The organism is Clostridium sp., from assembly GCF_050717545.1.
GTDB lineage: Bacteria > Bacillota > Clostridia > Clostridiales > Clostridiaceae > Clostridium_AD.
The window spans coordinates 150,791-172,414 of the sequence record NZ_JBOITN010000008.1 but is presented as its reverse complement, the minus strand read 5'-3'; the positions used below and the strand labels follow the sequence as shown (position 1 = coordinate 172,414).

General features: G+C 30.4%; 20 protein-coding genes and 1 riboswitch. Of the genes, 4 read left to right on the top strand and 16 right to left on the bottom strand.

Translation table 11 applies throughout. The annotated features are described in order from the left end of the window. The first annotated feature begins 112 nt into the window (after positions 1 to 112). Positions 113 to 2,821, top strand: a complete 2,709-nt coding sequence (locus ACREVX_RS02110; RefSeq protein ID WP_431542443.1) for a peptidoglycan D,D-transpeptidase FtsI family protein — start codon at positions 113 to 115, stop codon at positions 2,819 to 2,821. Positions 2,822 to 2,928: 107 nt separating this feature from the next. Here ACREVX_RS02110 and ACREVX_RS02105 read toward each other — a convergent pair whose 3' ends face one another. Further along, the gene (locus tag ACREVX_RS02105; protein ID WP_431542442.1) at positions 2,929 to 3,075 is read right to left on the bottom strand and encodes a hypothetical protein; all 147 of its coding nucleotides are present in this window, start codon (positions 3,073 to 3,075) and stop codon (positions 2,929 to 2,931) included. 230 nt (positions 3,076 to 3,305) lie between these two features. On the opposite strand from ACREVX_RS02105, the gene ACREVX_RS02100 reads away from it, so the two are divergent. From ACREVX_RS02100 to ACREVX_RS02090, 3 genes are all read left to right on the top strand, one after another. Next, complete coding sequence (locus ACREVX_RS02100) at positions 3,306 to 3,875, top strand: nitroreductase family protein (protein ID WP_431542440.1); 570 nt, start codon at positions 3,306 to 3,308, stop codon at positions 3,873 to 3,875. 121 nt (positions 3,876 to 3,996) lie between these two features. Continuing rightward, the gene (locus ACREVX_RS02095) at positions 3,997 to 4,572 is read left to right on the top strand and encodes a C40 family peptidase (protein ID WP_431542438.1); all 576 of its coding nucleotides are present in this window, start codon (positions 3,997 to 3,999) and stop codon (positions 4,570 to 4,572) included. Between the two features lie 136 nt (positions 4,573 to 4,708). Continuing rightward, a riboswitch (THF riboswitch) is annotated at positions 4,709 to 4,810 on the top strand. Positions 4,811 to 4,875: 65 nt separating this feature from the next. Further along, on the top strand, positions 4,876 to 5,406 hold the full coding sequence (locus tag ACREVX_RS02090) for a folate family ECF transporter S component (protein WP_431542437.1): 531 nt from the start codon (positions 4,876 to 4,878) through the stop codon (positions 5,404 to 5,406). A 137-nt stretch (positions 5,407 to 5,543) separates the two neighbouring features. Here the strand turns inward: ACREVX_RS02090 and ACREVX_RS02085 are convergent, their stop codons facing one another. The 15 genes from ACREVX_RS02085 to ACREVX_RS02015 all read right to left on the bottom strand — a co-directional run bounded on the left by ACREVX_RS02085 (position 5,544) and on the right by ACREVX_RS02015 (position 21,541). Continuing rightward, positions 5,544 to 6,551, bottom strand: coding sequence for a Gfo/Idh/MocA family protein (locus ACREVX_RS02085; RefSeq protein ID WP_431542435.1), 1,008 nt, complete (start codon positions 6,549 to 6,551; stop codon positions 5,544 to 5,546). Between the two features lie 46 nt (positions 6,552 to 6,597). Then, entirely contained in the window at positions 6,598 to 6,945 is a 348-nt protein-coding gene (locus ACREVX_RS02080; RefSeq protein ID WP_431542434.1) for a hypothetical protein, read from the bottom strand. 83 nt (positions 6,946 to 7,028) lie between these two features. Continuing rightward, positions 7,029 to 8,207 carry an MFS transporter gene (locus tag ACREVX_RS02075; protein ID WP_431542433.1) on the bottom strand — a complete coding sequence of 393 codons (1,179 nt, stop codon included), beginning with the start codon at positions 8,205 to 8,207 and terminating at the stop codon, positions 7,029 to 7,031. 46 nt (positions 8,208 to 8,253) lie between these two features. Next, positions 8,254 to 9,903, bottom strand: coding sequence for an alpha-glucosidase (locus ACREVX_RS02070; RefSeq protein ID WP_431542432.1), 1,650 nt, complete (start codon positions 9,901 to 9,903; stop codon positions 8,254 to 8,256). 118 nt (positions 9,904 to 10,021) lie between these two features. Next, a complete protein-coding gene (locus ACREVX_RS02065; RefSeq protein ID WP_431542431.1) occupies positions 10,022 to 11,092 on the bottom strand; it encodes a Gfo/Idh/MocA family protein in 1,071 nt (356 codons plus the stop codon). A gap of 32 nt (positions 11,093 to 11,124) precedes the next feature. Beyond that, positions 11,125 to 12,282: a Gfo/Idh/MocA family protein gene (locus tag ACREVX_RS02060; protein WP_431542430.1), complete on the bottom strand. Its 1,158-nt coding sequence runs from the start codon at positions 12,280 to 12,282 to the stop codon at positions 11,125 to 11,127. Between the two features lie 29 nt (positions 12,283 to 12,311). Further along, positions 12,312 to 13,631, bottom strand: coding sequence for an ABC transporter substrate-binding protein (locus tag ACREVX_RS02055; RefSeq protein ID WP_431542428.1), 1,320 nt, complete (start codon positions 13,629 to 13,631; stop codon positions 12,312 to 12,314). 68 nt (positions 13,632 to 13,699) lie between these two features. Then, a complete protein-coding gene (locus tag ACREVX_RS02050) occupies positions 13,700 to 14,542 on the bottom strand; it encodes a carbohydrate ABC transporter permease (RefSeq protein WP_431542427.1) in 843 nt (280 codons plus the stop codon). A gap of 30 nt (positions 14,543 to 14,572) precedes the next feature. Beyond that, a complete protein-coding gene (locus tag ACREVX_RS02045; RefSeq protein ID WP_431542426.1) occupies positions 14,573 to 15,505 on the bottom strand; it encodes a carbohydrate ABC transporter permease in 933 nt (310 codons plus the stop codon). 182 nt (positions 15,506 to 15,687) lie between these two features. Continuing rightward, entirely contained in the window at positions 15,688 to 16,443 is a 756-nt protein-coding gene (locus ACREVX_RS02040; RefSeq protein ID WP_431542425.1) for a response regulator transcription factor, read from the bottom strand. Beyond that, entirely contained in the window at positions 16,433 to 18,196 is a 1,764-nt protein-coding gene (locus ACREVX_RS02035; protein WP_431542424.1) for a sensor histidine kinase, read from the bottom strand. Before ACREVX_RS02035 ends, ACREVX_RS02040 begins: the two co-directional genes overlap by 11 nt. 997 nt (positions 18,197 to 19,193) lie before the next feature. Further along, positions 19,194 to 19,496 (bottom strand): hypothetical protein, encoded by a 303-nt coding sequence (locus tag ACREVX_RS02030; RefSeq protein ID WP_431542423.1) that lies wholly within the window; start codon positions 19,494 to 19,496, stop codon positions 19,194 to 19,196. A 206-nt stretch (positions 19,497 to 19,702) separates the two neighbouring features. Continuing rightward, positions 19,703 to 20,518 carry an alpha/beta fold hydrolase gene (locus tag ACREVX_RS02025; RefSeq protein ID WP_431542422.1) on the bottom strand — a complete coding sequence of 272 codons (816 nt, stop codon included), beginning with the start codon at positions 20,516 to 20,518 and terminating at the stop codon, positions 19,703 to 19,705. A 69-nt stretch (positions 20,519 to 20,587) separates the two neighbouring features. Beyond that, a complete protein-coding gene (locus ACREVX_RS02020; RefSeq protein WP_431542421.1) occupies positions 20,588 to 20,890 on the bottom strand; it encodes a hypothetical protein in 303 nt (100 codons plus the stop codon). A 39-nt stretch (positions 20,891 to 20,929) separates the two neighbouring features. Further along, positions 20,930 to 21,541, bottom strand: coding sequence for a DNA-3-methyladenine glycosylase (locus ACREVX_RS02015; RefSeq protein WP_431542420.1), 612 nt, complete (start codon positions 21,539 to 21,541; stop codon positions 20,930 to 20,932). Positions 21,542 to 21,624: the final 83 nt, after the last annotated feature.

The following is a 21,624-nucleotide window of genomic DNA, read 5'->3' as shown; positions in this document are numbered from 1 at the left end:
GTCTTAAATTATATATACTTTAATTAATAAATGTAATTTAATTAATACTATTAAATTTTGACATTACAAGTAACTGAATTACAAAAAAAAACGAAAGCTAAATGGTGATAAAATGGTAAAAGGAAAAAAGTTTAACAGGTACAATGTCCTACTCATAATTATGATAGCAATATTTTTCGCAATCGGTTCAAAGTTATATTATTTGCAAATATTCAATGGTCAATATTACAAAGACAAGGCAAAAGCTGCTGATAATACTCATAAGCTTTCAGTAGAAGCACCAAGAGGTCTCATAACCGATAAAAATGGAATTAACCTTGCAAATGAAACCCCTGGTTATAACCTTACATACACCAATACAAATAAATCAAGCGAGCAATTATTTGCAAATCTACAAGAAGTATTTAGCATCTTGGATGAAAATAAAGAGGTTCAGACTGATAGTTTTCCCCTAAAGATTGATCCATACAGATTTGAATTTAGTTCAAGTGATCCTGAGACAATACAAGTCCTATTGTTAAGATTTCTAAAAGATAGGGGACTTCAAGATGATATATTAAAAAATAATTTTGAAAATAAAAAAGAAGAAGATTTAACAACGTCTGAAAAAACGGTGCTTAATAATGAACTTTTGAAATTAACACCCCAGGAAATATACGAATACCTACTTAAGGAATATGGAGTAACAAAAGGAATTTCAAGTTTAAACATAAAAACAACTCCAAATTTAATTAGAAGATATTTAATTGTAAAAGATGCTATAAAATTGAATTTTTATACTCAATACAAGTCCATTAGCATAGCAACTAATATGAAAAAAGATACCGCTCTTATACTTGAGCAAAGTCTAGCATTATTACCTGGATTTAAGGTAGAAAATGTACCTTTGAGACAATATCCCTATGGGGAGCTCGCCTCATCAGTTTTGGGATATATAAGCAAAATAAGCCCTGCTGATAAAGCTAAATATTCAGCAAAAGGTTATGATACAAGTGTAGATTATATTGGTACTTCTGGAATTGAAGCTGCAATGGAAAGTAGCCTTAAAGGAGTTAACGGTGAAGAAGAGGTTATTATTGATGATGAGGTCACTTCCAAGGATGGTGCTTCTAATAAAGAATCAACTCCTGGAAATAATGTTCAACTTACAATAGATGCAAATCTTCAATATGCCACGGAAAGCGCTTTAAACACAGTAATGAAGAATTTACAAAAACAACAAATTACTAGTAAAGTAAATTCGTCAAATGCTACAAGAGGTGGAGCTGTTGTCATAGATATTCATACTGGCAACGTATTATCACTTGTTAGCCTGCCAGGGTACAATCCAAATGATTTTTCTACATCACAAGGTCTAACCCAGGCTCTATCAGAAAAGTACTTTAATCCTGACTACGAAAAGTTAGCAAAAGCTGATGGAATGTCACGAAGTTTAATTAATTTTATGTTCCCAATAGATAAAAACATAAAGGAAAATACTACGATTAGAAAAGATAAGTATGACTACTTCCCAAAATATCTATATAATTATGCAACAATGTCACTAATTCCTCCTGGTTCAACTTTTAAGCCAATGACTGCTATTGCAGGTCTTGAAACTGGAGTTATAAATGCTAGTTCGACCTACAATGATATAGGTGGTTATGACATTGGTGGCGAAAATAAAATAAGAGGTAATAATTGGACTTCTTTCGTTACAGATGGTGCACAAGGTGTTGTTAACGTAGTAAAGGCAATAGAAAAATCCAGTAACCCATTTTTTATGAATGTAAGTCAAAAATTAAGAGAAAAATTTGGCGATGATATTTTAGCTAAATATGCATGGATGTTTGGACTAGGAGCTAATCCTAATGAAAAAAGCCCTGGTACAGGAATAGAAATAAGTGAAAATTTCGGGCAAGTTTATAATAAAGAATCTCAGAAAAATATTTCTGCAACGCAATTTTTTTATAATATTGAGGAAGCTTTAACTAAGGGAGTTACTAGTGACAAATATAGAACTAAATTTCCCCCATTAGATTTGTACGATAGAGAAGGAGATAATATTATTGTTTATAATAATAAGAAATTATCTGAAATTAAAAGCGAAATTAAAAATATTATAAAGGACTCTGTAAAAACTGGAAGTTTTTCAAAGACTAACTATGAGGTTTTGTTTAAGCAGTTAATTGCTGCAGATCCCATGTATAAAGGAAAAAAGTTTACAGCTGCTAATATTCAATCAGTTCTAACTGAAGTGAAATACCATGTTAATGAAGGGCATAGTTCTTTAAGTCGACCATCTAACATGTTCTTTGCATCTATTGGGCAAGGCATGGACACTTTCACCCCTCTTCAGATGGCAAATTATATAGCAACTATTGCAAACGGTGGAACAAGATATAATCTTAATTTGGTTGCTAACGTAAAGGATTATAATGGCAAGTTAATATCTGAAACAAAACCTAAGGTTTTGAACAAAGTTGATATGGGTGCAGAAACAAGAGACTTAGTTTTGCAAGGTATGAACGACGTTACAGGTGAAGGGGGTACTGCTAAATCACTTGCTGATTTCCCTATCCCTACAGGTGGTAAAACAGGTACCGCACAATCTAATCTCCTTATACAAGATAAGATTGGTAGGGGAGATTATTCGTGGTATGTAGGCTACGCACCAGCTACTAATCCTGAGATTGCAGTATCTATAGTTATATTTGACGGTGGTTTTGGTAGTAGTGCTGTAGATGTTGCTAAAGGTATGTACGAAAGTTATTTTAAAGATGATCCACGAATGGCAAAGTATAATAACAAATATGATATAAAATTAAAAAAAGTTAATTAAATTATCTCCTTCAGAGCTAAAATTAAAGTTAAAACCAGAAGATTTATGAGCTATGCTCATAAATCTTCTGGTTTTTTTATAAAATAAATAAATCACAAATTTCTTTTTTAATAATCTGAAATTTTCATATTATATTTTTTGGCTAGTTTAAGAAGTTTCTTTTCACTTGCGTTACTTTGGTTTACGCCAAGAGCCGTAATTGTTAATGTACCTACTTTTTTAAGCAAATCTTCTTTTAATTTTTTGTAATTCAAATTTTCACCCTCCTAATTATCCATTTCCATAGTTTTTGTCTTCTACAGTTTTAATAAAATTTTTAGCAAGAATAAACATTTTCATATATGTACAATTATATATATTCTACATTAAATCCTTGATTCCTCTACAAAAAAACAAATATTCATAAATACTTTATTTTCTCTTGATGTATGCTTCGCTACGGTCTATACTGTTTCTAATAGATTTTAAATTATGGAGGTGCAAAATGATTAAAGATTTGGTATTGAAAAATAGATCTTACAGAAGATTTTATCAAAATGAAATAATAGAATTAAGTGTTATAAAAGAATTAATTAACCTTGCTAGGTTATCAGCATCAGCTGCAAACCTTCAACCACTTAAATATATTATTTCTAACGAATCTTGTGAAAATGAGAGTATATTTAAAACATTAGGATGGGCTGGTTATCTAAAAAATTGGGAAGGTCCTATTGAAGGTGAAAAACCAAGTGCATATATAATAATGCTTAATGATTCTTCTATTAGCAAAAATCCATCTTTGGATACAGGTATATCAGCGCAAAGCATACTACTAGGAGCTGTAGAAAAAGGTTTAGGTGGTTGCATGATTGCTAATATAAACAAAAAAGAGCTAAACTCTGTACTTAACATAGATGATAGATTTGAAATCACCTTAGTAATAGCACTGGGAAAACCTAAAGAAAAAATTGTTATTGATGAAATGGAATTACCTGATGATGTTAAATACTGGCGAGACGATAAAGAAATTCACCATGTACCTAAACGAGCATTGGATGAAATAATTTTAATATAATTTACTGTTTTACTAAGTTTCTTTAAGATTTTAGAATATTATTGAAGATAATATAGTAATTTAATATTAGGTTATTATTTTATCTATGTTCTAAAATTAAGATTGTAAAGCAGGTTGAAATATGAGAACATCTTTCAGCAGAAAAAAATCATTGAGGCTTTGGCCTTTAATATCAATAATAATAATATTAACCCTAGTATATATGATATTTACTATTTTCTCGAATTCTAAAAATCCATTAAGAGTCGACAAAGATTTAACAAACGGAGAGCAATACAGCGTTTTAATAGATGGAAATGATATAACAATGTATTCGGATACTTTTCTAGGCACTAATTACTTATGGGGTGGCACAACGCCCGCAGTATCCGATTCCACTGGTAAATATATAAGTGGTGGATTTGATTGTTCTGGATTTGTACAATACACTTATAAACATTTTGACATAGATTTGCCTAGAACATCCATGGACCAAATAAATAAGGGAATCTCTATAAGTATTAATGATCTTAAAAATGGAGATTTAGTCTTTTTCAAAACAAATCCAGCTCTGCCAAATCAAGTTTCCCATGTTGGTATTTATATTGGAAATAACGAGTTTATTCATTCTCCAAAATCAGGTGAAGTTATAAAAACCTCTGAATTAACTGGATATTACAAAGAAAGATTTGTTATAGGTAAAAGGATTATAAAATAGATGTTACTGTGTCTACCTCTAATGATTGAAAGTCTAAACATTCAGAAATAATTGCCTCTAGTTTTTAAATAAGTAATTAAAATATTGATTTCTATATAAAAAACATATAGAATAATATTGTATTCATAATCCAAAGTGCAGAGTAGGAAATTGTGCGTTAAGTGCCAGATGGACGGGAAGTTGCCACTGGACGAAAAATCAGAAATGATTTGCGGTATAATTTTTGCATTCCGCTGTCACAGAAGAGCACCATTCTCTTTGTGTGGCTATTTGTCATAAATAAAAAAAGAAGAGGTGCTTTATTTGAAAAATACACGAACTTTTATCTTTATGGGATTACTAATTTCAATTCAAATTGTTTTAACGCGTTTTTTTGCTATACAGACCCCAATTGTTAGAATAGGTTTTGGGTTCATACCAATAGCTATAGCTTCAGTTATGTTTGGTCCAGTTTTAGGAGGGATAACCGCAGCATTTTCAGACATACTTGGGATGATGTTATTCCCCAAAGGAATTTATTTCCCAGGATTTACTCTTAGTGCATTATTATCTGGCATAATTTATGGAATATTGCTTTATAAAAAGCCAAAAACTATGCTCAGAATAATTATGGCCGTAACTATTATCATAATATTTGTTGATTTAGGATTAAATACTTATTGGCTTTCGATTATTACAGGTAAAGGGGTTCTAGCTCTTTTAGTTTTACGTTTAATAAAAAGTATAATTATGTTGCCTATACAGAGTTTATTAATTTATAGTTGCCTTAAGTTCATACCACAAACAAAACTAGAAATTTATAATCTTTACCCTTTGTCAAAAATAATTAAATAAAAATGTATTGTAAATTTAGTGTTGGTAAGTGCATAAATTTTTGAGACCAAATGCTTAACTTAGGGCTTAGTTTGATACATAGTTTGTTGTATTAGAAGTTTGCATATTATCACCAGTTTTAAAATAAACCGTTGTTTTTAATGAAAATCTATTACAATGTTAGCTTTAGATGACTCATAAATACCAAACATTAATTGTAGCGCTTTGTGTGCTTCTTCAATATCTATTGGAAAATGTTTATTATTTTCTAAACACTCATAATAATGACTTATACAATTAAAATGACCATTCCCCCAATAGTTTTTTCCTACTACCTGTTCTTCTTTAAATGATAATTTTTCTTCTGATTTATCCGAATTTACGATAGTTACCTGTGTTTCTTCCATTTTAATAATCATATCTTCACAAACCAATTCAATTAATACTGGTGAATCAGTGCAGTATGCATTTGTTCCATAAAAACTTGCTGTAGCTTTATCAAACTGTATATATGCTTCTGCTGTATCCTCAACTTCTATAATACCTTTCAGATGGTGGTTTATAACAGTTCCTTCTACTGATAAAGGTTTTCCAAGAAAATAAATCAACAGGTCTAAGGTATGGATAGCTTGATTTATTAAAAGCCCTCCACCTTCAGTCTTAAGGCTTCCTCTCCAACCACTTTGCGTATAATACTTTTCTGCGCGGTTCCATGTAATAAATGCTCTTGCCCCTATTATTTTCCCTGTTTTACCGCTCTGCAAGAGTTCACGAATACATTGGACACTTTTATTATATCTATTTTGAAAACATACTCCAATTTGAACATCGTTTTTCACATCTCTTAGTTCAAGAAATTGTTCCTCAGATATAGCAAGTGGCTTCTCCATAAAAACATTTATATTATGGTTAGCTGCATAGATAGCCATAGGAACATGTAGATAGTGAGGCGTACAGATATGCAAAACATCAATTTTCTCCTTTTCTACCATTTCTTCTAGGCTTTTATATGCTTTACTTTCTATATCTCCATAATCATCAACAAACTTTTCCGCTTTTTCAAAATTAATATCTGCAAAGGCCACAAGTTTATGTTCTTCCAAATTATTAATATTATAAGCATGAACATTACCTATACCTCCACATCCTACAATTGCACTTCTCATTTATTTCCACCCCTTAAATATATTTATAGTAGCCTAATCATAAACGTTATTTGTTATTTTCATTTAATTTATTAGCAATTCCTTTTATCTGAGATTTAACTTTTTCATTTTCACTAACTGGAGAGTTATCTGTATCAAATGCAGTTACTATGCCCATACAATCCGCTCCCAAATCACCCAATACTCCTGTTAATATTATTTTGCCTGCTAAAAATTGCCTTGGAAAGGACGGTACCCCACCACACATCAATGCAATACCCTTTTTACTGCCTTCCTTAACATGATCTTTCCTTAAACTTCCTGCCCAGTATACCTGTAATCTATCAATAGTATTGATCATATCTTTTGTATGTCCGTACCCTCTCGCTGATCCAAACAAAATTAATGTTTTCACTATTATTTCCTCCATACTTATCTAATATTAAAAAACTACCTTTTAAATCATAACTTGGTAACTAGGTAGTGTAAACACTACCTCTAACCATTAGTTCTTTTATTCCCATAAATATTTATTACCAATAATACAATTCCAATCATTTGAATTAATGAACAAGTAACAAGTAGTGCCCTTATACCTACACTATCAACCATAAGTCCAGCTAAACTATTACTAATTATACCAGCCAAACTCAAATATGTGGCATCACTTATGCTTTGTGCAGTTGTATGAAACTCTTTCGGTGATGATTGGAATATATACTCCCGCATTGCAGGAAGCATTAAACCAAATCCTACTCCATTAAGAATGCTACAAAATACAATAAAGTCAGGCGTCTTAGCAATTGATGTTAGTATCAATGATAGAAAATACATTAAACCAGCTAACAACATCCTTTTTTTTGCTGAGATAAATGATAATTTATTTGAAAAAATCATAAACGGTACCTGTGCTAGCCCACTTGCAAACATTGTAAAACCAACGTATTTTACTGTACCTCCTACATTTGACATGAGTAATGGCATCATTTGCATCATTGGCGAAGTAGAAATACCAGTACAAAGAATTATAAATAAAATGAATATAAATGATTTATTTAAAATCAACTTCTTAAATGTATTTTTATCTGCTGATTTATCTAAATTCATAATGTCACTAATCTCTGCGTCCGGTATAAATATTGCAATGCAAATTGACATAATTACAAAAGAGGATGAAAATACAATCATAAAAAAGTATCCGTATTTTTCAAGTATGCCACCATAAAACAATGTAAACACTGCAAATCCTATCGAAGCACTGGCACGTATCGGACCATAAGCTTGAGGTGTTTTATGATATATTTTCAGTATCCAAGTATCAAGATTTGCTGCAACAGGTATTTCTATAAATCCTAAAATACCAAATGTAATAATTATAAGAGTCCAATTAGGCATATAAAATACAACAACATGCATTATTAATATTAGTATATTTGCAATAATAAATATCTTTTTATTCGACTTTAGTTTGTCACTCATTCTACCCCAGAATAATTGTCCCCCAAAAGCGCCACAGGTACTTATCATTAACATAACTCCAATTAGTGTAGCAGTCATACCTTTTGACTGCATATATGATACAATAAATGCACTAAATGCACCCACATTACACCAATATGTTATTTGTAGCAAACTAAATTTAATTTTTAACTTCTTTAATATATTTATATTTCCCATGTTTTTTACTCTCTTTTATTTATATTTTATAAAGGTATAATCTTTGTTAAATAACTAATAAAATATCAGCTTGATATGGCTTTAAAACTGAAGATGAACATTTACCACTATGTCCATAATTTGAAAGCAAATATTCAAAACTTTTTTCCGATTTAATAGGAATTTCAACATCAATTTGTTTATCAGTCAAATTAACAATCACTAGCCACTTTACATCATTAAAAGTACGCATGTACATATAGACATCTTCTCTTTCACATAAATACTCATGAAAATCACCATACACTAAAACTGAATTATTTTTCCTCAACGAAATTAAATTTTTATAATAGTAGTAAATGCTGTTCTGGTCACAAATAGCCTCAGAAACATTAATATGCGTATAATTTGGATTTATCATAAGCCATGGCGTTGCTTTAGTAAAACCAGCATTTTCACTGGAATCCCATTGCATTGGTGTCCTAGAATGGTCTCTGCTATATATATTTAAATAATCTAATGCTTCCTTAGATGTTTTACCACTTTTCAAAAGTTCAGTATACGTAAATTTCGCATTTATATCATTAAACGCTTGGATAGATGGGAAAGGTGCATTTGTCATACCAATTTCTTCTCCTTGGTATATATAAGGCGTACCTGGTAGTGTATGTATTATTGTTGCAAGCATTTTAGCAGATTCTACTCTATATTTTTTATCATTGCCATACACAGATACACTGCGAGGGTTGTCATGATTTCCCATATAATTACTATTCCAACCTGTACTGCCAAGCCCTTTAATCCAATTCCTTTGAACCCTTTTATACTTTGACCAAGTGAAATTTTCTTTCATTCCAACGATTTCAAAATGAAATATCATATTCAAACATTTATTATTCTCGTCAACATATGGTAATGCAATTTTTGGAGTAACCTCCACTGCCTCTCCTACTGTCATTGTATTGTACTTTGAAAATGTTTGTTTATTCATTTCTTGCAAAATTTCCAGTAAACCTGCATTATTTGCATATAGTTTAGGGTCAAAAGAAAAACCATCTGCACAATTTGCTGGTAAATCTGAATCCATTAATCCAGCTGGTTTTTTGTACAAATTTACAACATCCATTCTGAAACCATCAATCCCTTTATCTAACCAAAAATTCATTGAATTATATATTTCTTCACGTAATTTTGGATTTTCCCAATTAAGGTCTGGTTGCTTTTTTGAAAACAGATGTAAATAGTACTCACCAGTTATATCATCATATTCCCATGCAGAAGGCGAAAAATATGATCCCCAATTATTTGGCTCTCTTCCATTTTTAGGTTGTTTCCATATAAAATAATCACGATATTTATTATCCTTAGACTTTCTGCTTTCAGTAAACCATTTATGTTCATCGGAACAGTGATTAACTACCAAATCCATAATAATTTTAATATTTCTCTTATGTGCTTCATAAAGCAAATTATTAAAATCATCCATACTTCCAAATTCATCCATTATTTCGCGATAATTAGATATATCGTATCCATTATCATCATTTGGAGATTTATAGCATGGATTTAACCAAATAACATCTATACCTAATGTTTTAAGATAATCAAGTTTAGCAATTACACCATTTAAATCACCTATTCCATCATTGTTACTATCGTAAAAGCTACGTGGGTATACTTGATATACTACTGCTTCTTTCCACCATTTCTTTTTCATACAATATCCTCCCTAATTGTCTAGATAGCGCTAACACTATGTAAGAATAAAAAGCCTGCAACTTACTCATTAATTTTATATAGAGAGGGAATTCACTTGTTTCCCTCTCTACACAAAATTACTCTACTATTTCTGCTTGCATTTGAGCTTTAATACATAGTTCAGCTGCCTTGAATGCATGTTCTTGAGTCATTGCATTTTCTGTTCTATTTAAGCAATCCAAAATCAATTCACCGAAATATGGGAATCCAACTTTGTTATCTACTTCAAAGTGCTCTTCTCCAGCCTTATTTACTAAATAAACATGATTAGCTGTACTCTTATTTGCCACATCTATATATTTTCTAAGCTCTATATATCCCTCAGTACCTAAAATAAATAAACGTCCGTCACCCCAAGTACCTAAACCATCTGGAGTGAACCAATCTACTCTAAAATACCCAGTGGCTCCTGTATCAGTTATTAAAGTAGCATCTCCAAAATCCTGAAAATTTGGATATTGTTTGTGATTATAATTTCCCATCTTACTGTGAAGTACCTTTGCGTCCGTTGACCCTGTATAGAATAAAATTTGTTCTATTTGATGACTACCTATATCGCAAAGGATTCCACCGAATTTGTCCTTTTCATAAAACCACTCTGGTCTACCTAACCCTTCTCTGTGTGGTCCCATACCTAACACTTGAATTACTCTTCCTATAGCTCCTTCTTTAACTAATTGTCCTGCAAATACTGAGCTTTCATTGTGTATACGCTCTGCATAGTACACTGCATATTTTTTGCCAGTCTCCTTGACCTTTGCTTTTGCCTTAGCCAATTGTTCAAGTGTTGTAAGAGGAGCCTTGTCAACAAAATAATCTTTTCCGGCGTCCATTGCTCTTAAACCAACTGCACACCTATTTGATGTTATAGTCGCACTAGCAATTAAATTAATACTTTCATCCCTTAAAATTTCTTCCTCTGAACTTGCTATTTTAACTTGGGGATATTCTTTGCAAAATGCTTGAACTTTTTTAGGATCTGGGTCATATACCCACTTTAATTCTGCACCTGCACCAATAAGTCCTGCACTCATGCTGTAAATATGTCCATGATCAAGACCTACAGCAGCAAATTTAAAATCACCCTCTTCGCAAACTTTTTCAACTTTGCTCTTTGGTACATAATACATTCCATTAGCGTTATTCATTTTTACCTCCACCATTCCTCTATTATATTTTTTTATTTTATATCTCTACCTAGTGTAATACTCTCATTACTAAAATTTTCTATACTTTTCCCTTTTTCATAGAAATGAGGTGCATTTCTCTGTAAGCCATCAACAGTATAAAATTCATCTTCCTTTTGTAATGGAAGCTTTACTGGCTGCTTTGTTATAGAAGCTTTATAAATGGAAGTTATAAGTTCAATAGTATTTCTTCCATCTTGCCCACCAATAAACACATCTTCACCTGTCTCTAATGCGGTCAATACATTGTCTATTTGAGCTGTATGTCCTATATATTTTAAAGTCGTTAATCCATTATAAAAATCAGTAATTGCCTTTTCTGTTTTTTTATCCTTTACAGGAAATCCGTTTTCTAATTCCTTTGAAGCACTTACTTTAAATGGAGCGGATATTCTGGCTCTTTTACCTTGTAATATCACTTGTTGCTCCTCTCCATGATGGACAACAGAACTTGTAATTTGTCCCAACGCTCCACCTTTATATTTAAGCAATGCGATTGAAATATCTTCTACTTCAGCATTATCATGAGAGGTATTGCTCATAATAGCTTGTACTTCCTCTGGCATGCCCATCATCCAAGATATCATATCTATATGATGTACAGCATGATTAAGTGTACATCCACCACCTTCTTTTTCCCAAGTTCCTCTCCACCATAGATCATAATAAGAATGTCCTCTCCACCAGAATGAATCCACCTGGGCATGTACTATATCTCCCGCAAGTCCTGAATCCAATGTCTTTTTTAAATTCATAAATTCATTTCTAAATCTGTTTTGAGCAATTATTGACAATACTTTATTATTTTTTTTAGCTGCCTCTATCATTTTATCGCACTCTTCTAATGAAGCTGCCATAGGTTTTTCACTTAGTACATTCTTACCTGAATTTAAAGCATTTATGGCAATTTCTGCATGTACATAGGGTGGAGTACATATATCTATAAGATCAATATCATCTCGGCCCAAAACCTTTTTATGGTCATCGAATATCTCTACATTTAATAAATTATTTTTTTTTGCCTTTTCTCTTGCTTTGTCAGGATATATATCCACAAGAGCTACAATTACACATCTATCTTTTAATGCTAAATATCCTTCTATATGTGACTGAGAAATACTTCCTGTTCCTATAATAGCCACTCTTATCATATTTCCATCTCCTTTATCATATTATTTTACTATTTATTTGCTTTATCTAATGATTTTTGCATTTGATCTTTTATTGTTTTTGCAGTTTCTGCTGGAGTAGTCTTCTTATAAGCCACCTTTTGAGATTCTTGACGTACAATATCTACAAAATTTATACCTGCACCTTTTGCGAAGAAATAATCATCTGGTTTCATTGCGATTTTAGTAATATCGTTAATTGCTGTAAAAACCATTGCATTAATTGGTTCTAATGTTGGCTTTAACATTTCTTGTGATTTTGATGATGTAGGAACTCCTCTTACTGTTCTTAATATTTTGGCAGCATCTTGATCATTTATCATAAAGTCTAATAGTTTAGCTGCTGCTTGTTTATTTTCACTACTTCTGCCTATAGCTAGTGGATTAGTCCCTATAAGTGCTTCTCCTGATGGATTTGAAGTAGATGAATCTGGCAACAACACTATTCCCACTTCCCCTTTGTCCTTTAGAGAAACAGCATATCCATCAGCTGCAGCTGTGGCATCAATTTTCATTGCACTTTTGCCTGTAACGAATGTATTGTTTTGTTGTGTGTTTTCTATAATTGAAATATCAATTGGTGGAGCTAATTTTTCAGTCCTTAATTTCATGCCGAGCTCCAAGCCTTGCTTAAGTTGTTTTTCTGCATTTACCTTTAAATCTTTATCAACAAAAATGGCTCCTTTTTGTATTGAATAAATTATTAAATCATCAGTTAACGTAAAGTCAGATATAGCATACTTACCTGGGTTTCCTGCAACTAATTTTTTACTTATATTATAAAAATCTTCCCACGTCCAATCATTTTTAGGATATGGAACCTTTGCATTATCAAACATCTTTTTATTAAATAGTACTACTCTACTATTTATTGCTGTTGGAATACAGTACTGTTTACCCTTTATTTGTCCAGCTGAAAGTACACTTGATGATATATTGTCTATATTTATTTCTTTTCCTACAAATTCATCAATACTAACTAATCTTCCAGCTGATACAAAATCTCCTAAATATTTATCGTTTGCAAATTGAAATAAATCTGGTTCTGTTCCTGCTGCTATTTGTGTAGTTAGTTTGTCATGAAAACCAGCAAAACCAGATGGTTCTCTAATAACTTTGATATTCGGGTTTTTCTGTTCAAATAGTGTTAATGCTTTATTTGTAGCATCATGTCTTATTTGATCTCCCCACCAAGCAAACCTAATTTCAACTACTTTATCTGAGGTTGCTGACGAGTCAGTTTTTTTCTTACTTGAGCATCCTGATAATGTTACATTGGATAATAACAAAGTACTTAATAATAAACTAGTAATAATACGTGTTTTTTTCATACATATCCCCCTCGTGTAATACTTTAATACTTTAATTTGTTTTTAGTTTTATATTTAATTTTTCATAACTAACCTTTTATTCCACCGCTTATAACTCCGTCAACGAAATATTTCTGTGCTGAGAAAAATATTATTATACTTGGCAATAATGTAATTAAACTTATTGCGAGTATAGGTCCCCAAGATACTATTCCGGTGTTATCGATGGTCATTCTTAATGCTAATGGAACGGTTAATTTATCCACTCCAGTTATATAAATCAATTGATTCTGAAAGTCATCCCAATTCCACATAAATGCAAATATTCCTACTGTAAATAATACTGGTTTACAAAGTGGCAGTATAATTTTATAAAATATTTGAAAGGTATTGCATCCATCTATTTTTGCAGCCTCATCAAGTTCTTTAGGTAGTCCCCTCATAAACTGAACCATTAAAAATATGAAGAAGCCTCCGCCTACTCCTGCTCCTAAAAGGGATGGTATCCAAAAAGGAAGGTATGAATCTGTTATTCCAGCCTTTGTAAACATTATATACCTGGGAATTAAGGTAGTTACTGGCGGTAGTAACAATGTACCAATCAAAATTGTAAACAACGGTTTCTTTAATCTAAAATCTAACCTTGCAAATGCGAATGCTGTTAATGAACTTACTATCAAGCTTCCTACTAAGCATCCTATAGTTAACAAAAATGAGTTGAAAATAAATATACCAAACGGTCTTCCAGTTATAATGTTCCATCCTTGTGTTATATTACTAAACATAATCTTTTTAGGAAGTAAATTTATTGTAGTCATTACATCTTTGCTTGGTTTAAGTGCTGCAAATACCAACCATATAAATGGATATATTAATATCAATCCACATACTATTAGAGTAATATGTTTAAATATTGTTTTATTCTTTTTCATTTTTTTGCCCATCACCTTCCCTATTAATTATTAATTATAAAATACCCACTTATCTTCGCTCTTAAACAAAATAAAAGTAAATGTACCAATTATGGCTAATAATATCCAAGAAATTGCTGATGCATATCCCATATCAAATACTTGGAAAGCTTGATTATATATATACATAACTATCAAAAGCACAGAATTAAGAGGTCCATATTGTCCTCCATAAATTACAAACGGTCCACTAAAGGTTTGAAATGCACCAATAATTTGCATTATGAGATTAAAGAAAATTATTGGAGTTAATAATGGTATAGTTACATTAAAAAAACATTTTACTTTCGATGCTCCATCTACTTGTGCAGCTTCATAAAGTTCTGATGGTATTTGTTTTAGCCCTGCAAGGAATATTACCATAGATGATCCAAACTGCCATACTGCCAATAATGAAACTGTGAATAAGCTATAATTAGGATCTCCTAACCATGAAGGCCCTGTTATTCCTATTTTAGCCAACATTAAATTTATCATTCCACTATTTAAAAACAAAGCTTTCCATAGTATGGCAACACCCACAGAACCACCTATGATTGATGGAAGGTAGTAAACTGTTCTATATGCGCCTATTCCCTTAATTTTACTATTTAAAATATATGCAATGAACAATGCAAAGACTAGTTTCATTGGTACAGTTATAAATACATACTTAACGGTATTAATTAATGATTGAATTACCAATGGATCTGTTGCAGCTTGTATATAATTATCCATCCCTATAAAACTCATATTATTTCCTAAATTGTATTGAGTAAACGATGTTATAAAACTAAATATAATTGGTCCTAATTGAAGCGTTATTACTCCAATTAACCAAGGCATTAAAAATAAATATGGTGCCATTTTACTTAAGGTAGATTTATACTTTACATTCTTTTTCTTTATATTTTTGACAGATACATTCAAATCATTATCATTCATACTATCCCTCCTTATGTAATTGATTTCATAAGGATTGTATCATGTTGGTAATTTATTTTAATCTAGCTAAAACAACAATAATTCCATAAAAACAATGATTATTTGCCTTATATTACATTTTAACAACGTTTACAATTATATTTTCTGTATTTTATGGTAATATATATTTTATAAAAATGCATTTAATATTCTGAGGGGTTTATTCCCGTTATTTTTTTAAAACCTTGCCTGAAATTTTCATAGTTTTTATATCCGACCATATCGGCAACTTCAAGATTCTTATACTCTCCTGTTTTAATCAATTCTTTTGCTCTATTAATTCTAATATCCACTAAAATCTCTTTATAAGATTTATTAACGACATCTTTAAATATTTTCCCTATATAATTCGAGGATAAATAGAAATTACTAGCTATAATATTAAGCGTAATTTCCTTGTCATAATTTTCTTCTAAATATTTAATTATGTTATCACAAAGCCGCTTGTGTTTATTATGGACATTTATATCTTCATAATCGTTTTTTTCATCCATTGTAAATGAATATTTTACGCTCCTAGCCTTGATTTTTTGCATCATTTTCTCTATAATTTTCTCTATTTCATCTGGAGTCGTAGGTTTTACCAAATAATCTATTACATTATATTTTATTGCTTCTTTGGCATAGTTAAAATCCTTATAAGCAGTAAGTAAAAGTATTTCTATATTATCATAGCCGGTTGCTCTTATATTTTTTATAAGATTTATTCCGTCTATTCCTGGCATCCTTATATCTGTTATTAGTATATCTACATCGTTATCATTGATAAACTCAAAAGCCTGTTTACCATTATTACATGTATTAACCTTGTTGATTTTAAATTTATTCCAATTTACACATTTTTTTATTCCATTCGCAATTATGTCCTCGTCATCCACTATCAATGCGCTATATCCCATAATCCTCACCCTCCACAAAAAAATTATTATATCTGCATGGTAGTGTTATTTCCACATTTACTCCACTCTTATCACACATGTATGTAATTCCATAACCTTTTCCAAAATAAAGTTTTATTCTTTCTTCAATATTTTTTAATCCGTACCCATTTTTAACATAGGTTAAATCATTCAATTTTGAACCTTTGCATCCTACACCATTATCAATTATATTTATTACCAATACCCCTTGCTTATTATATGCCTTTATTGTAATCTTACCCATATATTCAATTTCATCAAAACCATGTATTAGACTATTTTCCACTATCGGTTGAAGTATTAGCTTTGGTACTATTGCATTTTTAACATCACCTTCTATCATTAAACCTACCTTAAATTTGTTTGGATATCTATATCCTTGTATATCTAAATAAGCCATAACATGCTCTATTTCCTCTTCAAAGGTGTAAAATTCAAATCCTTTATTTAAGCTTAACCTCATAAGCTTACTTAACTTTACAACCATAGCACTAATATCTTTGTTACCATTACTTAAGGCTAACCAGTTTACCGAGTCTAACGTATTATATAAAAAATGAGGATTTATCTGTGACTGTAATGCATTTAATTCAATAGTACGTTTTCTCTTTTCCTTATTTTCAACATCTTTTAAAAGCTTATTAACCTTTTCATTCATATTTTGAAATGAATCATACAAAAATTCAATCTCTCTTACGCCAGTTAACTTCTTAAGATTTGTTTTATTACTTTTATAATTATTCATTAAATTTGTAAGCTCTAAGATGGGTTTAAAAATCATTTGAGACAATACTCGAGATAATAAAATAGTTAATAAAACCGTAATAAATATTATTATTAAAACCCTTATATTCATTCTTTGCAACTTACTTTTAATGTAATCCGAATGAACAATAAAAATAATTTTCCAATTATATCTTTCAATTTGTTTTGAGTATATCAGGTTATTAAATTTCAATTTTTTTAAGGTATTCTCATCAGTACTAATTGCGCTCCCTATTACGTTTCCCTTATCATTGCTAAATACAACAATATCATTTTCATCTAAAATTGTAGCTTCTCCAAGAATACTGCTATTACTATTTTTAATAACACGTTCTAAATAATCTAATTTAATGTCTATCATCACATATCCCACAATTGTGTCGTAATTACTAGAATCATAAATTTTTTTAAAATAACTTACAATTTTTTGTTCTTTATTTTCAAACATATCAAAACTAACCATATTAAAATCTATTTTTCTTGGTTTTATCCACCCTGAGGAATTTTGATATATTTGGTTGATTTCCTTATTGTCCATGTTATTAATGTTACAATAACTATTTTTATTCATTTGCTTTCCCAAATTATTGTTGTCTACTATAATTCTTATGTTTAAAATATTAGGGTTTACATATTCCTTTGGTGAAATTGCAGCATTCATTTTTGCAATTTGCATAGCTCTATCTTCGTCTGTGGTGCTTGCCTGTAATTCTTTTATTTTGTTAACGATATCATAATCTACAGAAATATTTCCAGCAACGACTTCTAGATCATAGAGTTTATTATCTAATTCTTTGCTAATTATACTCAAATAGTTTTTGTATACTAAATCTGTTTGAGTAATTATGTTTTCTTTGTAATTCAGGTAGTAAATAGAATACATAATTGTTAGAACCATAATTGTTGTAGAAAATGTATACAAAAATATTATATTTTTAAAGGATCTGTTATTATGTTTTCTTTTCAATTAGTTCACCAACCTTTTATATAATTATTAAATAATATAATTGCCGAAATAGGACGTTGATATATCTAAGATTATAAATAATAATATGAGTAGTTTTGCCTATCCCCTATAAGAGGTATATCAGATAGGTACAAAATTTCCGCTTTAATTGTTCTAATCATGTTGATTAATTGATTTATAAAATGTTCTTTTCTATAGTTCCAATATTTTCATAACATTAATCACTTTTATAGTGTTTTCCTTGTACATCTTGAACATCTTGTCTAATGGTATTTTAGCCCTTTCAACTAATTCTACCATAAAAGTATGTTTACATGTAATCGCGTCTTTATGCTTATTATATTAAAACGTTTGTTTAAAGTCCATATACTAAATGAACGTTTTATATGTATATTCACCACCATATACTACTACATTGAAGGCTATTAGGGGTAGAGTTCGCAATTTATGCAAAATTATCGTTAAAAAAAGTTTTCTACATTTAAGTAAATATATAGTAAATATAGTGTGTTCCATAAAATTCTAATGTAATAAAATACAATAATCCCACCCTAGTATCTCTTGCTATATCAACCATTTATAACAGGAATATCTAATCTACTTTCTTCTATTGATACTCTTTGAGTTTCTGTCTACGCTTAATATGGACATGTCATGCTATCTTTTTTAATATTCTAATCATAGAAATCCACACTCTCTATATTTTCTAAGTATGTTAATAAAAGAACACCTAAAAATTCAGGTGTTCTAATTAATAAAACCATAATTTATTTCTTCAATGCAACATCCGTTTGAGTTTACAATTCTGTAATACACATATCAATACCAGCATCATAAGGTGAATTCATAGTTTTCATAAAATCTTTGAATTCTGACATTTCATAAGTCTTATATAATTTGCCAGTTTTATCACTTTACTTGTAAGACACTGCATTCATGAAGTTAATTTTAGGACTACTTATTCCATATTTCTGCGTAACCAACCGCCTCTTTACTGTCATTTACCTTGTTTATTTGGATCATCCAATGCTGTGCTTTTACCAAAATAATATGCAATAACAGATATTAAAATAGTCTTAAATTCTTCTGATATATTATTTGTCTTATTGAAAACTATAAAATAAATTTGCAAGCATATATATATAAATACTAAACTTAAGGTGATACTTCTTCTAGTTAGCCCTTTTGTATCTCTAATCTCATGAGTTTTTCTCATATTAATTATATCTAATATTATCGGAAAAGAAATAATAAGAAATGTTGTAAAAATTAAAATACAAAATAATATATAATCAGGCATTATTAAAAACACCCCCTCTATGCACTATTAAAATATTAATATTTGTATATATCATAATATTCTAATGGGGTGCTATTTGTCATATGATCATCATTAATTTAAGCTAACTTTTGCACATAATAGTTTTCATTGACATAATATTTATTGGTAATAATTGGATAATAATAAAAATAATTAATACGTTAATTACCTATTCATTAGTAATTTCATTCCTCGATAAACGAAGCTAATTCTTCATTAAATTTTTCTTTCTCATCAAAAAACAAAGCGTGACCACTGAATTCAAATGGAACAAGTCTAGAATTCTTAATACCTTGATTTTGTGCCTGTCCCAATGGAAATAAGCAAACCTTGTCATGAATACCATGAAGAATTAAAGTTGGAACACTAATCATTCCAAGGTCATAAAATAAGCGTTCCTCACCAAGCCAAGTCTTTGCCGTAGCCGCCGTGCCCCAACTCGATGCCTCAAGTCCTAACTTAAAAACCCACTCTGAGAATGCCCCAGTTTTATGTTGGAAGTAAAATATATCTCCAAAACCCTTAAGCATATTAGGTCTATCATTATATGTCCCTTTTATGATGTCATCCACAGCTTCCTTTGGCAGTCCATAAGGAAAATATGGACGCTGGATAAGACTAGGTGCTGCTGCTGCAAACAGAGCAAGTTTCGATACGCCGTGCTGCTTATGTCTGGCCATATATCTAATAGCAATCGCTCCTCCGGTAGAATGACCCGCAAGTGTAAAGTTTTTTAATTTAAGTGCATCAACAACTCCCCTTACATCATCAGATAATCGATCATAGTCATAACCATTAAAAGGCTTATCAGATTCGCCAAATCCTCGCTGATCTATACCAATGCATCTGTATCCCATATTAGGAAGTTCATTAAATTGATATTCAAATAACTTGTGATTTCCAGGCCAACCGTGAAGAAACAAAATTGTTTTCACGCCATTTGGGTTAATATCCTCTACATAAATCTTTACATTTCCTTCTACTTTAACATAATACCCCACTCAAATACCTCCAAAATAATAATCTTACATTGATATATTATTCTTGTTAAGTTAATTATGTTAATTGAATTATAAATAATATATTACTCCTGTAATATTCACTTTTGTATCCTCTTCATAGTCAATATATGCCCCCTTAAGTTCTATTACATTTTCATGTATTTCAAATCCTTCTATGCTTATAGTTTCTATTACATTATTCTCATTAACACATGTAGCCAATGTATCATAATACTCTTCTAAATCATTATATATAATCGCTGTATTTAATATTCTAAAGGTTACTTCTCTTTTAATTGTTTTATTATTTTTACCCAACTTGTTTTTTTGCTGTCCATTAATATTTTCTTTATCTTTAAATAAAAAGCTCATTTTCTTACTCCCCTTCATGTTAAATATAGAGTTAATTTTCTATTTAACAGATACCCATATATTATCTTTTATATAAAATCTCCACAAAAAGTCTTTCGCCTCCTCTGCATAATCAATTCCTACCCTTTTAACTTCTGCAACTGTAATTTTACTTTTATTCTCTACCTCTTCAATATATAGACCACTTGTACATAAATCTTGTTTGTTATTTCCCTTATTTATATTCATAGCAATGCATAACTTAGATGGACCTGTTGTTAAGTTTTTAATTTGAGCTTTTGTAAGTTCGTTATAATCTTTATTAAATCTTAGATTTGCCATTTCGCTTAGTCCATCTATTGGCTCAATTGCTCTAATTAGAACTCCTTCTGGCGACCCTTCTTCTTTTGTTATTATATTAAAACAATGATACATGCCATAGATAAAATAAACATATGCTATTCCTGGAATTCCATATAAAGTTTCCACTCTAGGTGTCCTTTTTCCCCCATAAGCATGGCATGCCTTATCTATTGACCCAATATATGCCTCTGTTTCAACTATCTTTCCTGTTAATATTACTCCATTCACCTCATGTACAAGTATTTTGCCTAAAAGATCCTTAGCAACTCCTAAAGTATCTCTAGCATAAAATTCTCTAGTAAGTCTCATTACTAATTCCTCCTTTGTAATATTATATGCCAAAATAACTACAACACTAAAACCAGTTAATATGCCCATACATATATTATCTC